This is a genomic window from Mycobacterium sp. 852002-51163_SCH5372311, from assembly GCF_001667115.1.
In the GTDB taxonomy this organism is placed as follows: Bacteria; Actinomycetota; Actinomycetes; order Mycobacteriales; family Mycobacteriaceae; genus Mycobacterium.
In genome coordinates this window covers 95,569-109,665 of record NZ_LZIJ01000193.1, presented here as the reverse complement: position 1 = coordinate 109,665, position 14,097 = coordinate 95,569, and the positions used below count along the sequence as shown (strand labels likewise).

At 64.7% G+C, this 14,097-nt stretch carries 18 protein-coding genes, 1 tRNA gene and 1 pseudogene; 13 read left to right on the top strand and 7 right to left on the bottom strand.

The window, feature by feature from the left end; all coding sequences use genetic code 11:
• Genes pstA through pstS form a run of 3 tightly spaced genes read right to left on the bottom strand, consistent with a single transcriptional unit; the run spans position 1 to position 3,044 of the window.
• Entirely contained in the window at positions 1 to 906 is a 906-nt protein-coding gene (gene pstA, locus A5791_RS23870) for a phosphate ABC transporter permease PstA (protein ID WP_067242277.1), read from the bottom strand.
• Entirely contained in the window at positions 903 to 1,901 is a 999-nt protein-coding gene (gene pstC, locus A5791_RS23865; RefSeq protein WP_067242274.1) for a phosphate ABC transporter permease subunit PstC, read from the bottom strand. The genes pstA and pstC overlap by 4 nt, the downstream gene beginning before the upstream one ends.
• 12 nt (positions 1,902 to 1,913) lie before the next feature.
• Entirely contained in the window at positions 1,914 to 3,044 is a 1,131-nt protein-coding gene (pstS, locus tag A5791_RS23860; protein WP_067242271.1) for a phosphate ABC transporter substrate-binding protein PstS, read from the bottom strand.
• Positions 3,045 to 3,304: 260 nt separating this feature from the next.
• On the opposite strand from pstS, the gene A5791_RS23855 reads away from it, so the two are divergent.
• The 6 genes from A5791_RS23855 (at position 3,305) to A5791_RS23830 (ending at position 8,715) form a co-directional block, all read left to right on the top strand.
• A complete protein-coding gene (locus A5791_RS23855; RefSeq protein WP_067242268.1) occupies positions 3,305 to 4,096 on the top strand; it encodes an SDR family oxidoreductase in 792 nt (263 codons plus the stop codon).
• A gap of 33 nt (positions 4,097 to 4,129) precedes the next feature.
• A complete protein-coding gene (locus tag A5791_RS23850; protein WP_067242265.1) occupies positions 4,130 to 5,218 on the top strand; it encodes a diacylglycerol kinase in 1,089 nt (362 codons plus the stop codon).
• 11 nt (positions 5,219 to 5,229) lie between these two features.
• On the top strand, positions 5,230 to 6,540 hold the full coding sequence (locus tag A5791_RS23845) for an Nramp family divalent metal transporter (protein WP_369828127.1): 1,311 nt from the start codon (positions 5,230 to 5,232) through the stop codon (positions 6,538 to 6,540).
• Positions 6,541 to 6,692: 152 nt separating this feature from the next.
• Positions 6,693 to 7,748: a poly-gamma-glutamate hydrolase family protein gene (locus tag A5791_RS23840; protein WP_067242262.1), complete on the top strand. Its 1,056-nt coding sequence runs from the start codon at positions 6,693 to 6,695 to the stop codon at positions 7,746 to 7,748.
• A 27-nt stretch (positions 7,749 to 7,775) separates the two neighbouring features.
• Complete coding sequence (locus tag A5791_RS23835) at positions 7,776 to 8,600, top strand: LLM class F420-dependent oxidoreductase (protein WP_082967104.1); 825 nt, start codon at positions 7,776 to 7,778, stop codon at positions 8,598 to 8,600.
• A 42-nt stretch (positions 8,601 to 8,642) separates the two neighbouring features.
• A tRNA-Arg gene (locus tag A5791_RS23830) sits at positions 8,643 to 8,715 on the top strand.
• Between the two features lie 47 nt (positions 8,716 to 8,762).
• Here the strand turns inward: A5791_RS23830 and A5791_RS26230 are convergent.
• Positions 8,763 to 9,023: pseudogene (locus tag A5791_RS26230) on the bottom strand (tyrosine-type recombinase/integrase); the annotation flags it as partial.
• Between A5791_RS26230 and A5791_RS23825 the strand changes: the two are divergent.
• The 3 genes from A5791_RS23825 (at position 8,937) to A5791_RS23815 (ending at position 10,851) form a co-directional block, all read left to right on the top strand.
• The gene (locus A5791_RS23825) at positions 8,937 to 9,497 is read left to right on the top strand and encodes a hypothetical protein (protein ID WP_067242254.1); all 561 of its coding nucleotides are present in this window, start codon (positions 8,937 to 8,939) and stop codon (positions 9,495 to 9,497) included. The pseudogene A5791_RS26230 and the gene A5791_RS23825 overlap by 87 nt on opposite strands.
• Positions 9,498 to 10,165: 668 nt before the next feature.
• Complete coding sequence (locus tag A5791_RS23820) at positions 10,166 to 10,540, top strand: hypothetical protein (RefSeq protein ID WP_067242251.1); 375 nt, start codon at positions 10,166 to 10,168, stop codon at positions 10,538 to 10,540.
• Entirely contained in the window at positions 10,537 to 10,851 is a 315-nt protein-coding gene (locus tag A5791_RS23815) for a hypothetical protein (protein WP_156661572.1), read from the top strand. The genes A5791_RS23820 and A5791_RS23815 overlap by 4 nt, the downstream gene beginning before the upstream one ends.
• Here A5791_RS23815 and A5791_RS23810 read toward each other — a convergent pair.
• Positions 10,848 to 11,162 carry a hypothetical protein gene (locus A5791_RS23810; RefSeq protein ID WP_156661571.1) on the bottom strand — a complete coding sequence of 105 codons (315 nt, stop codon included), beginning with the start codon at positions 11,160 to 11,162 and terminating at the stop codon, positions 10,848 to 10,850. The two genes, A5791_RS23815 and A5791_RS23810, sit on opposite strands and share 4 nt — an antisense overlap.
• A gap of 267 nt (positions 11,163 to 11,429) precedes the next feature.
• Positions 11,430 to 11,681, bottom strand: a complete 252-nt coding sequence (locus A5791_RS26930; RefSeq protein WP_082967103.1) for a hypothetical protein — start codon at positions 11,679 to 11,681, stop codon at positions 11,430 to 11,432.
• Here A5791_RS26930 and A5791_RS26220 point away from each other — a divergent pair, their 5' ends adjacent.
• The 3 genes from A5791_RS26220 (at position 11,682) to A5791_RS23795 (ending at position 13,111) form a co-directional block, all read left to right on the top strand.
• Complete coding sequence (locus A5791_RS26220; protein ID WP_082967102.1) at positions 11,682 to 11,885, top strand: hypothetical protein; 204 nt, start codon at positions 11,682 to 11,684, stop codon at positions 11,883 to 11,885.
• Between the two features lie 421 nt (positions 11,886 to 12,306).
• Positions 12,307 to 12,627: a hypothetical protein gene (locus A5791_RS23800; protein ID WP_156661570.1), complete on the top strand. Its 321-nt coding sequence runs from the start codon at positions 12,307 to 12,309 to the stop codon at positions 12,625 to 12,627.
• A 226-nt stretch (positions 12,628 to 12,853) separates the two neighbouring features.
• Positions 12,854 to 13,111, top strand: coding sequence for a hypothetical protein (locus A5791_RS23795; protein ID WP_156661569.1), 258 nt, complete (start codon positions 12,854 to 12,856; stop codon positions 13,109 to 13,111).
• 9 nt (positions 13,112 to 13,120) lie between these two features.
• On the opposite strand, the gene A5791_RS23790 is transcribed toward A5791_RS23795, so the two are convergent.
• A complete protein-coding gene (locus tag A5791_RS23790; RefSeq protein ID WP_067242235.1) occupies positions 13,121 to 13,786 on the bottom strand; it encodes a hypothetical protein in 666 nt (221 codons plus the stop codon).
• Between the two features lie 51 nt (positions 13,787 to 13,837).
• Between A5791_RS23790 and A5791_RS23785 the strand changes: the two genes are divergently transcribed.
• Positions 13,838 to 14,053: a hypothetical protein gene (locus A5791_RS23785; protein WP_067242231.1), complete on the top strand. Its 216-nt coding sequence runs from the start codon at positions 13,838 to 13,840 to the stop codon at positions 14,051 to 14,053.
• The last annotated feature ends 44 nt before the right edge of the window (positions 14,054 to 14,097 follow it).

Sequence of the window (14,097 nt, the reverse complement as noted above, 5' to 3'; positions counted from 1 at the left end):
CTACCGGCGCCGTCGGGTTGCCACGAAGCGGATCGCCGCGGCGGTCAGACTGATCAGCGCCATGATGATGATCAGCGTCAGCGCCGCACCCCAGCGCCGCAGGAAACTGGCGGGCTCCGGGTTGGTCAGCGTGGTGTAGATCAACAGCGGCAGCGACGCCATGTTGTTGTTGAAAATGTCGTAGTTGATCGACTGGTTGTACCCGACCAGCACCAGCACCGGCGCGGTCTCACCCAGGACGCGCGCGAGGGCCAGCAGAATACCGGCGACGATGCCCGGCATCGCAATGGGAAAGACGATCCGCACGATCGTTTTCCATTTCGGAATTCCCAACGCGTAGCTGGCTTCTCGCAGTTCGTCGGGCACCAGCCGCAGCATCTCCTCGGTGGCCCGGACCACCACCGGCAACATCAGTAGGACCAACGCCAACGAGACAGCGAAGGCGCTCTGCGGATATCCCAGGGTGGCGATCCACAGGCTGAAGATGAACAGCGACGCCACGATCGAGGGCACCCCGGCGAGCACGTCGACCATGAAGGTGGTCACCCGGGCCAACCGGCCGGTGCCGTACTCCACCAGGTACACCGCGGTCATGACGCCCAGCGGCACCGCAAGGATGCCGGCTACTCCGGACTGCACCAGCGACCCGTAGATGGCGTGGTACACGCCGCCGGCCAACTCGCCCGGGAGTACGCCGCGCAGTGAATGGGTCCACCAGCCCGAGCGGGTGACCGCGTACCAGCCCCGCACCACCACGACTCCCAGCAGCCACACCAGCGGGATCAGCGCGACGATGAACGAGCTCAGGAAAAACGTTGTCGCAAGGCTGTTTGTGATCCGGCGCCGGGCGCTCAGCGACCGAAACACCGCCGCTTTCACCGGCCGGTCGAGCAGGTCGGTGCTCACCCGTTGACCTTCCCACCGGCGATCGCGCGGGCAATCGCGTTGACCACGAATGTCAGGACGAACAGCGCGAATCCCGCTGAGATATATGCCCCGGTCGGCAGGGGTTCACTGAATTCCGATGCCGCGGAAGCGATTTTGGAAGCGAACGTGTAACCGCCGTCGAACAACGACCACTTTCCCGGACGGGCGGACGAGCGCAGGATGATCAGCACCGCGACGGTTTCACCCAGAGCGCGGCCCAGACCCAGCATCGACGCCGCGACCACGCCGCTGCGGCCGAAGGGCAGCACCGTCATTCGGATGACTTCCCACTTCGTCGCGCCCAGCGCCTGCGCGGCTTCGACCTGCATGGGCGGGGTCTGCCGGAACACTTCTCGCGATACCGAGGTGACGATCGGCAGGATCATCACCGAGAGCACGATGCCGGCGGTGAAGATGGTGCCGCCGCCGGCCATGGATACGTTGCCCTGTTTGAAAAGAAACAGCCACCCCAGGTGCCGGTTCAGAAAGTTGGCGAGCGGCTCGAGCTTCGGTCCCAGCACGTAGATTCCCCACAGGCCGAAGATGATCGACGGCACCGCGGCCAGCAGATCGACCATTGCGGCAAACGGTCTCGACAACCGCACCGGCGCGTATTGGGTGAGGAACACCGCGATTCCGATTGCGATCGGTACGGCCAACACCAGCGCGCAAACCGAACTGAGCACCGTGACCATGAACAAGTCGCGGATACCGAAGGCGAGGTGCTTCGCGTCGGTGGTGTCAAATCGCGCACTGGTGAAGAAGTTTGCGTGGTTCACGCGCAACGACGGGACCGCGCGCAGCAGTAAGAACACCGCGATCAGCACGATCGCGACGACGATGGTGGAACCGGCTGTTCCAGCGGCGAGCTTGAACAGCCGGTCCCCACGTCGTGCCGCGCGCCCGTCGGGGGCCGCTAGCGCAGGCTTTGCTCCGCTCGGGCGCTGCGGCCTGGCTAGCGGTCCTCGGGCCATATCGCGATCAATTTAGGTGATGGCGTTGACCGCGGTCGACAACCTCGACTTGAAACTGTCTGGAAGCGGGGCGTAACCGTGGTCCCCCAATCCGTTTTGACCCGGGCCGATGGTGGTCTGCAGGAACGCTTTCACGGCCTTGCCCACCTGAGCGTCCGGATACTTCGAGCAGACAATCTCATACGTCGCCAGCACAATCGGGTACGAGCCCGCCTGCGACGGCTTGTAGAACGAATTGGTGTCAATGATCAGGTCGTTGCCCTGGCCCGAGATCGTGGCGCCGGAAATCGTCTTTCCAACCGACTCGGCGCTGATCGCCACCGCATCCGGACCGGCCGAAGTGATGATCTTGGCCATGTTCAGCTTCTGCCCCTGGGCGAAGGACCACTCGTTGTAGGTGATCGAACCCTCGGTCGCCTTGACGGCCGCCGAGGTGCCTTCGTTGCCCTTGGCGCCCTCACCGACGCCGCCCTTGAACACCTTTCCGGCGCCCTTGCCCCATGCGCCGTTGGAAGCGGCGTCCAGGTACTTCTGGAAGTTGTCCGTGGTGCCGGACTCATCGTTGCGGAAGATGACGTGGATCGGCTCACCGGGCAGCGTGAACCCCTTGTTGAGATCCTGGATGGCAGGATCGTTCCAGGTCTTGATGGTGCCGTTGAAGATCTTTGCCAGCGTCGGGCCGTCCAGGTTCAGCGAGTTGACGGTGTTCAGGTTGAAGGTCACCGCAATCGGACCGAAGACCACCGGCAGGTTCCATGCCGGCGAGCCGCAGCGCTGCTGCGCCGACGCAGCCTCTTCCTTACTCAGCGCTACGTCCGAGCCGCCGAAATCGGTTTGATTGCCGGTGAACTCTTTGATTCCGGCGCCCGAACCGTTGGGCGTGTAGTTCAGCGACTGGCCCGAGCAGGCCTGTTCGAACGCCTTGGTGAAGAGGGTCATGGCGTTGGCCTGAGCGCTCGATCCGCTGGCCTTCAAGGTCTGCTTGCCGCCGCAGCTGACGTTGGCGTTCCCCCCGCCCGCCGACGACGGACCTCCTGAGGCCCCGCTGCCTCCGCCTGCATTTTTGTCGCTGCCACACCCGGACAACACCAGTGCGCCAATTGCCAGGACACTGAGCACGGCGCCAAATCGTTTGAGTCTCAATTTAGTTCCTCACGGTCGAAATGAAACGTGTTCGCCGCGGCTCCTCCCCGCGGCTTTGCCAGCCAGCCGTTTTCCCGCTGCCACGACGTTACATTAAGACCGCGCGAATTCAATAGTTTCGTGGGGCGACACTTGCTTGCGGCCTTCGTCGCCGGCCGCCTCAGCGATGTGCCAAACTAGAACCTGTTACAAAAATGTTGACCATCCGAAGCGGTGAGGCGTGCGTCCGGTTCGGCCCCGCACTGAAGAGAGAGGCCGCAATGATCCTTGACAGCTTCCGTCTCGACGACAAAGTCGCCGTCATCACCGGTGGCGGACGCGGATTGGGGGCGGCCATCGCGCTGGCATTCGCCGAAGCGGGAGCCGACGTCGTCATCGCGTCGCGGACGCAATCTCAACTAGACGCCGTCGCCGAAGAGGTCCGGAAGACCGGCCGACGGGCCCACACCGTCGCCGCCGACCTGGCCCATCCCGAGGCAACCGCGCAGCTGGCCGGCGAGGCCGTCGGGGCGTTCGGAAAACTGGACATCGTCGTCAACAACGTCGGCGGCACCATGCCGAACACGTTGCTGACCACCCCGGTTAAAGACCTCAAAGACGCGTTCACCTTCAACGTGGCCACCGCCCACGCCTTGACAATCGCGGCCGTTCCGTTGATGCTGCAGCACTCCGGCGGCGGCAGCATCATCAACATCACCTCCACGATGGGCCGGCTCGCCGGGCGTGGATTCGCCGCCTACGGCACCGCGAAGGCAGCCCTGTCTCATTACACGCGGCTGGCGGCACTCGACCTGTGTCCGCGCATTCGGGTCAACGCCATTGCGCCGGGGTCGATCCTGACTTCCGCACTGGACGTGGTGGCCGCAAACGACGAGCTGCGCGAACCGATGGAGAAGGTGACGCCGATGCGCCGCCTCGGTGACCCCGTCGATATCGCCGCTGCGGCAGTCTATTTGGCGTCGCCGGCCGGCAGCTTCCTCACCGGCAAGACCCTGGAGGTCGACGGCGGCCTCACCTTCCCCAACCTCGACATCCCGGTCCCGGACCTGTGACGCGCGAGCATCCCAACCTGTAAGGAGCACATCGTGGCCATACCCGTCGTCCAACTCGGCACCGGCAACGTCGGTGTCCACTCGCTGCGCGCGCTGATCACCAACCCGGAGTTCGAACTCACCGGCGTCTGGGTTTCCTCGGATGCCAAGGCGGGCAAGGACGCTGCGGAAATCGCCGGACTCGGCGAGCCGACCGGCGTGAAAGCCAGCACCGATCTGGATGCCGTGCTGGCCACCGGACCGCAATGCGCCGTCTACAACGCCATGGCCGACAACAGGCTGCCCGAGGCATTGGAGGACTATCGGCGGGTGCTGGCGGCCGGGGTCAACATTGTCGGCAGCGGCCCCGTCTTTTTGCAGTGGCCATGGCAGGTCCTGCCCGAAGAGCTCATCACACCATTGGAAGATGCTGCCCGCGAAGGCAATTCGAGTCTGTACGTCAACGGCATCGACCCTGGCTTTGCCAACGACCTGCTGCCGCTGGCGTTGGCCGGAACCTGCCAGAGCATTCAGCAGGTGCGGTGCATGGAGATCGTCGACTACGCGACGTATGACAGCGCCGTCGTCATGTTCGACGTGATGGGCTTCGGTAAGCCGATGGACGACATCCCGATGCTGTTGCAGCCCGGGGTGCTGAGCCTGGCGTGGGGATCGGTGGTCCGCCAAATTGCTGCCGGACTGGACATTTCGCTCGACGAGGTTTCCGAAACGTATGTCCGCGAACCGGCGCCGGAGGCGTTCGACATTGCCTCGGGTCACATTCCCGAAGGCAGCGCCGCGGCAGTGCGATTCGAGGTGCGCGGGATGGTCGGCGGCCGGCCCGCCGTCGTGCTGGAGCATGTCACCCGGCTGCGCGAGGACCTGTGTCCGGATTGGCCACAACCCGCGCAGCCGGGCGGTTGCTACCGCATCGAAATCACCGGCGAACCGTCCTACGACATGGACATCTGCCTGAGCAGTCGCAACGGCGACCACAACCATGCCGGGCTGGTGGCAACCGCGATGCGGATCGTCAACGCGATTCCGGCGGTGGTGGCTGCTGCGCCCGGGATCCGAACGACACTCGACCTACCCCTGGTAACGGGGCGCGGCCTCTGGCGAGCAGACGCAAAAGCACCCTAATTCGGCCCGAATTGGGTGCTTTTGCGTCTGCTCGGCATGCTTCGTTAACCTCACACTCCTATCGGCGAACGGGATTGAGGGTCGAAACGTTGGCGCAGGACACTCAGACCTCGCTCAAGACGAGCTGGTATCTGCTCGGCCCGGCGTTCGTCGCGGCCATCGCCTATGTCGATCCGGGAAATGTCGCCGCCAACGTCAGCTCCGGTGCGCAGTACGGCTACCTGCTGCTGTGGGTCATCGTCGTGGCCAATGTGCTGGCGGGCCTGGTGCAATACCTGTCCGCGAAGCTCGGACTGGTGACCGGTCGCTCGCTGCCCGAGGCGATCGGCAAGCAGATGAGCCGTCCGTTACGGCTGGCGTTCTGGTTGCAGGCCGAACTCGTGGCGATGGCGACCGATGTCGCCGAAATGGTCGGCGGGGCTATCGCCTTGCATGTGCTGTTCAACCTGCCGCTGCTGGTCGGCGGGGTGATCACCGGTGCGGTGTCGCTGGTGTTGCTGACCATCAAGGACCGTCGCGGCCAGCAGCTGTTCGAGCGTGTCATCACCGGGTTGCTGCTGGTCATCGCGGTCGGCTTCGCGGCCAGCTTCTTCGTCGCAACTCCCCCGCCGGGCGACGTGCTCGGCGGACTGCTGCCGCGGTTCAGGGGCACCGAGACGGTGCTGCTCGCCGCCGCCATCCTCGGCGCCACCGTAATGCCCCACGCGGTGTATCTGCATTCGGGTTTGGCTATCGACCGGCATGGACATCCCGACGAGGGCCGGCACCGCCGTCACTTGCTGCAAGTCACCCGCGTGGACGTCGTCCTGGCGATGGCGGTCGCCGGAACGGTGAACGCGGCGATGCTGCTGGTCGCCGCCATCAACCTGCAGAACCACGGCGTGAGCGGTTCCATCGAAGGCGCCTACACCGCCATCCACGACACCCTGGGAGCCACCATCGCGGTGCTGTTCGCGATCGGACTGCTCGCGTCCGGGCTGGCGTCGTCGTCGGTGGGCGCCTATGCAGGCGCGATGATCATGCAGGGGTTACTGCAGCGGTCGATTCCGATGCTCACGCGCCGCTTGATCACGCTGTGCCCCGCCGTGGCGATTCTGGCGCTGGGCTTCGACCCGACCCGCACCCTGGTGCTCTCCCAAGTCGTGCTGTCCTTCGGAATACCGTTCGCGGTACTGCCGCTGGTCCTGCTGACCAGCAACCGCAGGCTGATGGGAACCGACACCAACCATCCCGTCACCACCGCCCTCGGCTGGGCGGTCGCGGTGATGGTCAGTCTGCTCAACGTCGTGCTGATCTACCTGACGGTGACCGGCGCAGCGTAACGTGTTCTGACACTTGCGCTTTCGCCGCCGCGACCGGCTGCTTGGCACGCCGGTAAGGCCGTACGGCAGGATAGAGAGCGTATTTACGTACAGGAGTTAGCTTGGCGCAACGCATTCCGCATCCCACCGCCTATCCGGTTGTGACGGGCTGAATGCCGGCGGCCCCGCATTCTTATTTCGCATACGGATCCAACCTGTGCGTCAGTCAAATGGCGTCGCGCTGTCCCGACGCAAGAGATCCGCGTCCTGCGGTGCTGAACGATCATGACTGGCTGATCAACGAGCGCGGCGTCGCCACAGTCGAGCCCTTCGTCGGCAACCAGGTGCACGGGGTGCTCTGGCAGGTGTCGGACCACGATCTGACCGTCCTGGACAGCGCCGAGGGTGTTCCGGTGCGCTACCGGCGCGACCGGCTGACCGTGCACACCGACCGCCGGCCGGCACCGGCGTGGGTCTACATCGATCACCGGGTGACACCCGGTCCACCCCGGCCGGGCTATCTGCCGCGGATCATCGAGGGGGCCATGCACCACGGGCTCCCACAAAACTGGGTCGACTTTCTGCATCGCTGGGACCCCGCGCATTGGCCGCACCCGCTAGCGTCGTCCGGGCATGGGCCGCAATCACTTTCAGCGTTGTTGAATGACCCGGGTGTTGTCGAGTCCAGCATGCTGCGGTCGCGGTTCGGCTTTCTCGCCATCCACGGCGGCGGCCTGGAGCAGATGACCGACGCGATTGCCGAGCGTGCGGCCGAGGCTGCGGGGGCATCGGTGTATGTGCTGCGCCATCCCGACCGTTACCCGCATCATCTGCCGTCCGCCCGCTTCAACCCGAGCGAGTCGGCGCGGCTGGCCGAGTTCCTCGAACATGTCGAGGTCGCGATCTCGCTGCACGGATACGGGCGCATCGGACGCGGCACCCAGCTACTGGCCGGCGGGCGCAACCGGGCACTGGCCGCACACCTGGCCAGGAACATCGTGCTGCCCGGGTACGAGGTCATCACGGACCTCGACGCGATGCCCCGGGAGCTTCGCGGACTGCATCCAGACAATCCGGTAAACCGGGTGCGCGACGGCGGGACGCAGCTAGAGCTGTCGGTGCGAGTCCGGGGTCTCAGCCCCCGCAGTCCGCATCCGGCGGCGGACGGCTGGTCACCGATCACCACAAGCCTGGTGGACGGCTTGGTGGCCGCGGCGCGGTCCTGGTAAGTCTTTACTTAGCTCGTTTAACGGAGGTTGTCGGTGGCCAAGGATTTCCGCTTCGCGCTGAGCATTCGCTTCTTCAAGTCCCGCGCGGCGTTGGAGGAGAAAGCGAAGCGCGCGGAAGATCTCGGGTTCGACGTCATCTGTGTGCCCGACCATCTCGGCGCGGCGGCACCCATGCCGACGCTGACCGCGGTGGCGATGGTGACCAACACGATCCGGTTAACCATGTATGTGCTCAACGCCGCCTTCTACAAGCCGGCCCTGCTGAGCAGGGACCTGGCAGCGGTGGACCGGCTCAGCGACGGCCGTCTGGAGATCGGATTGGGCACCGGTTATGTCCGAGAGGAATTCGACGCCGCCGAGCTTCCGTACCCCAGCGCCGGAGCCCGGGTCGACTACCTCGAGCACATGACTAAGTACCTGAAGCAGCACCACCCGACGACGCCGATCCTGATCGCCGGCAACGGGGATCGCGTACTGACCCTGGCCGCTCGGCATGCCGACATCGTCGGGCTGACGGGGTCAAGAGTGCGCGACGCCGACGACCCGCTGGCCGAACGCATCGAGTTCGTCCGCAACGCCGCCGGTGACCGGTTTGACCCACTGGAGCTGAACCTGGCTCTCACCGCCATTCCGGCCGCGGGCGAGACCATGCCCGACTTGTCGCTCACCCGTCGATATGCGTCCGAGCTCTCCGACTCGGAGTTGCTGGAGCAGGCTTCGGTGCTCACCGGGACGCCCCGCGAGATGGCCGACACGTTGAGCGGATACCGCGAAAAATATGGCGTCACGTGCTTCACCGTCCAGGACAACCACCTTGACAACTTCGCGAAGGTGATCGCCGAGCTGCGGTGAACAGGCCGCTGACCGCGGCGTGCCGGTAAGCTCAGCCAGTCCGCCCTCGTAGCTCAGGGGATAGAGCACGGCTCTCCTAAAGCCGGTGTCGCAGGTTCGAATCCTGCCGGGGGCACTGGTCAGACATGGTAATTAGCTGAGCTAGTCAAGACAATCCATCCTTTATTCATCGTTTATGGTCCGGTCCAACAGGTCAGCCACCGCGGTGTGAACGCGACCGCGTGCCATGTACTTGTCCTGGGTCATGCTGATCCGCGAGTGCCCCAGGTGATCGGCGCCGATCCGTGCCGATAGTCCCTCGTCGTCGATCAGCGTGGCGACCGTCTTGCGGAAGCTGTGACTGGTGGCGTCGGGTACGCCGAGCTCGGCGCGTACCGCTCGCCAGCGGGCCCGGAAGTTGTCTGGGTCGCGCCAGGTGCCGGCATCGCCGAATTACACGCCGCATTCCTGGCGGTGAAGCTGGCTGACACCCGCCGCTACGCGGTGAGCAGTCGCGTCTGTGGCGACATGAACAGCTTGGAGCCGTTGCCGCCCAACGCGACGGCAGCGGCACCGCAGACCCGCGCGCACGCCCAACGTGAGTGGCGCGGCACAGACTTCCACGGCTTCCTGCTGAGCATCGAAGAACAGTGGGCGGCCGAAGACATCAGCGCCGTCAACGCCGAAATGCTTGACGCCATGAGCAGCATCATCGCCACGGCGAAGGCCGACGCCCGAAAGGCAGCGGAGGACACCGATGACGGCTACCTCGAAGTCGAAGTACCGGAGCTTTTCGGCGAGAAGTACGCCAACGCACTCGCCGAACTGGACCACGAGCCCACGGTCACCGAACACCGCGCCGTCCAACAGAGGTTGCTTCTCGAAGAATCCGGTGGCCGGCGGCCCTCGACGACATGACGCACCACAGACGTGCCAGGCCGCGTGTTGTGCACGGTCGACCGGAACGCCCGGAGCGCCGGTGGCCTGGCACCCAACAACAGGACGGCATGCCACGAGAGACATTGACCGTCCACCGACCCTGGCCGGGGTGCGCCTGGTGAGCCTGACACCGCGCACCCCGGCCCGGCACCGGCCACACACACCACGCACACACACCACGCACGTAGAGGGATATCGCAATGGCCTGGGACAACAGATCCAGATCCCGAATACCCGAGCGCGTCAAAGCAGCAGTCCGTAGACGCGACAAGGTATGCCAGCTGCAATACCCCGGCTGCACCCAACGCATCGACGAGATGGACCACGTAATAGGCCTTGCAGCCCAAGGTATCCCGCGGACTCCGGTGCTCAACGCACGTGAAATCCAGGGAGTTTGTCGCAGCTGCCACGCGATCAAGTCTGAGTCCCAGCGCCGCGACGGTATCCAACGCGCCAAGCAACGACGCGGCAGCACCAGCCGACGCTACCGAGACCACGAACCACACCCAGGAAGACTCACATGACCACCCACAACGCGACCACCCCACCCCACCCAAGCGGGCGAAAACCGCAAGTTTCGGCGAGGCCACCCATCGGCGCGGCTGCTAAGGCTTTTCGCCCGCGGGGGTGGCGGAGAGGAGTCGTGAATGCCTGAGTTGAAGGCGCCTGTCGGCCTGGGCATCGAGGGGCGGCGGTTGTGGCGGTCGGTGACGGCGGACGCTTCGGAGATGGGGGCGACGTTGGATGCGTTGGAGCGTGAGCAGTTGTTTTCGGCGTGCCGGTTGAGGGACACGATTGCGAGCATGGAGGCTCGGCTGGCGGGTGCGGACCTGGTGGTGCCTGGGAGTCGGGATCAGTTGATTGCGCACCCGCTGTTGACGGAGATTCGGCTGCATCGCCAGCTGATTTCGCAGACGTTGGCCCGACTGAGCTTTCCGGTTGAGGATGCCGGTTCGGTGTTCAGCTCGACATTTCATGGGCGGGCCGCGGCGAATCGGCGGTGGCGGGGGCCGGGCGCATGAAGCGTGTCCAGCGCGCGGATGGGTTGCGGCAGTTGCTGATTGCTGACCGGGAGCGGTCGTTGCAGCGGTGGGCGGTGCCGGGCCGCCGTGATGAGTGGCTGGACGATCTGCGGGCGCATGTGCCGGTGGTGGTGTCATCGGCGCAGCTGCTGTGCGCGTTGATGCACGCCGGGCTGCCGTACCAGCAGTTCGCCTACGGCGGCGCCGATTGGGGCAAGTCGTTTGTGCTCGACGAGAACGACCGGCTGCATACACATGCGCCAGTGGCAAACCTTGGGCGCGCCGAGGCCGGGCGAATCGGTTTGAGCTAGTCCCACTCTCCTTTCAGCCCTCGGAAGAACCAGCCCTTTCCGCTGCGCTGCTCTGCGTCAACACCATCCGGCATTTCGGTTTCTCTCGGGGTGGCAACACCATCCGGCATTTCGGTTTCTCTCGGGGTGGCAACACCATCCGGCGTTCCGGCTTCTCTCGGCGTCGCAATCGCTGCAAAGCCCACGCCTAGCGGGCCAAGGAAGAGCAGAGTGATAACGAAGAACTCCGCTGCTCGTCCTCGCGGCGCTTCGGCCGAGGCGACTAGCGCGCTGATAATCCAAACGATTAGTACCCAGACCACGTAACCCATGAAGCGGATCGTAGGCCCAGTAGCAGACTTCGCTGTCATTTGATTTGCCTCGCAAAAGGGTGTTGCGGCACCGGTTCGGTATTGCTGTGTTCGGCACGATGGCATGGTGACCGCCGCTATGGATGGCTGCTTACCTGCTGCACTGGACCGGTTGTACGCCGCGGTGGCCCGTTTGGTCGATCCGCTCAAAGAGATGCACGACGGCGCGATCGTGGCCGCCCCGAGCCTGTATGAGCAGCTGCTCGGCGCTATCCCCACGGTGATGGGTCACGGCGCGGTCGCGACGACCCGCCGATCGATGGCGCCGGTGTGGACTGATGCGCTGGATTTGCGGATTGAGATCGACGACGAGACGCGGCGATGGCAGCCCGACACCGCGCCAACGCCTGCGCGGTTGCGGGCGTTGGCGGCGCGGCCGTGGCGCCCACAAGACACCAGCAATCTGGGCAGCATCGCTGGCCGCGTCGAGTCGTGGTCAGTGTCTGTGCGCTCGCTGCTGACCCCGGCCAGCGTCAACATGTGTCGGCGCCGTGCCCGGCCTGTGGCGCCACGACTGCGTTCAAACGTGATTCGGCTGGCGAACAGGTGCGCGCGCCCGCACTGCAGATCGTCACCGAACTCGGCTGCACCTGCCAGGTCTGCCGCCACACCTGGGGGCCGCAGCTGTATCTGCACTTGGCGCGGATACTCGGCTTCGAGACACCGGCCGGAGTGCTCGAATAACTGGCGTCGTCGTCGCGAGCCTGTAAGCACTGATCCACAGCGAATGGCGTCGGTGGATTGCGGCTCGAAATCAGTCAAAGTAATCCGTTACCTGCTCGTCTTTGATTAGATGTGGCCATCGCAACCGCCGCTGTGTAGGTTCTGGGGGATGGAAGGATTTGGCTCGCGACAGTTCAGAGTGGGACGCGCTTGTCGCTGCGGCCAAAGACGCTGGTTGGACGCTGACCTATGACAAGAGCAATCACCCCAGGCTGATGCCGCCACCGGGCACGCGAGATCCTGGCACCGGCAAGCCCGCAAGGCCCGTCACATTGAGCAGCACGAGCTCCGACCACCGCGGTGTCCGTAACTGCGCTTCACAACTACGTCGCCTCGGCGTTGAGGTACCGCACAAGGGGTACACACCTCCGAAGGACAAAGGATGAGAAAAGAGTCAATGATGAACGCCTACAACGTGGAAGCCATCCTGGGCCCCGTCGCAGACGAGGGAAGCTGGGATGAAATCCGCGACCTCATTGACGTCATTCCGGGGACCATCCTGGTCGAAGACCCCGACGCCCCGCTGCTGATCTTCCCTGTCGATGCCCGTGACGACTACGCGGCTTTCTCCCTCGTAGACGGATTCCTTCGGCTGCGGGGTGTCGAGCCGCTCAAAGGCCGCATTTGCCTGGTTGAGAACGGCAGCGACGAAGAAGACGACTGCAGCGCCGGCGCCAACTGGGATAACCTCGTTACCCGCTAACCCGGCCAGCCGACGCCGCCGGGGAAAGCGCAATCCGCCGCCTGTCAAATAACAGGTGTAGTGTGGCTCTCTTCGCCAAGTGCGGAGTCACAAGGGAGCCAGGATGGCCCTCATCACTTGTTCATGGTGCCAGCATGACATCGTCAACAATGAAACCCACGGACGAATCAAGATCGATCAGCCGCCTAAGCAGTGCGCCGATTGTCGCGACTGCAAAGCGCGCCGCATGAGCGGGGAAGCCGCCGGCGCCGAGGATGACGTCGACGTCACACCGATCCCGATCGAGACGGTCCAGCCCGGAATGTCGCTCGTGGTCAAGCGTGGCGTTCACGCATACCTTTTCCAGGTCGAGAACAAGAGGTTTTCGTCGAAGCAGGGTGAAGGTACCGTATTTACGCTGGAGTCAGAGCCGGTCAACGGCAACCCGTGGACAATTGCCGGGCCGCCAGGAACCGTGGTTCACCGCCTGACGCCCAAGCGTTGAGCAGCGGCGTCAGTTCCCGACGAGACCCGGGGGGTCCGAGCACTGCACGTAGACCGCGGTGGCGACGCCATGCAGCCTGTGCAGGGCTGCAGCGCGGGCAGCATCTGGATCAACTCCGGAGCCGCTCGACCACGCATGCAATGAGTCGTTCACCGCGTACGCGACGCAGCCGTGGAACATGCCACCATTTGCCAGCATGCAGTCATCGTTCTGCGTGATCGCTCGGCACTGACCCATCGCGATGGCGTTGGCTCTTTCTTGTGTGCCCGAAGTGCCGAACCCACCGCGGTGCGACCCGCTCACTATGCCCTTCGGTGAGATTGCGATCGCCACAAACTCGTCGTCGTCCGCACGCGTCGCCGTAGGTCCCGCAGTGGTGGCAGGCGACATCGAGGAAATCGGAGCTGACTGCGTGAGTGTGGCGGACGGTGCGGACTTTGCCGTCGCCGCGTGCTGTTGCGAATGCCAGCGAGGCAACGCGATCGCGGCTGCCACCACCGCGAGCGGGATCAGGATCGCTGCCGCCCATAACCACACGCGCGGCCAGGCCGAGCGACCCTCTTCGTCCGGCGCCTCAGCAGCCGACCAAGCGGCCGGCTGCTCCGTGCTGGTCGTCGGCGGCAACAGCTCCGTCTCCTCGGACGCCGCAGGCCCGGCCTCGGTTTCGTCCCCCATGAGGGTGGAGTGTAGGCCCGCACATGTGTGTCACACAGGCACTTCGACGCAGTGGCTGCCGCACCTGACAACCTCGACCACGACACGTCGGCTTTGGCCGCGCTCGAACTCAAGCAGCAGCAAGAGCAGCAGACCGCGATCCGCGCACCGGCCGAGGAACGGCTAACTGGAGCCCGACCGCCGGTACCGCTCGACGATCCGTCTGCGGCGCTCGTCCAATGGAAGCTCAGCCCAGTCGCGGAACTCATCTTCGTCACGCCGCAGTAGAGCATGGCGTGTCTTGGTCTTGCAGAGGGAGCATTTGAGGGTGC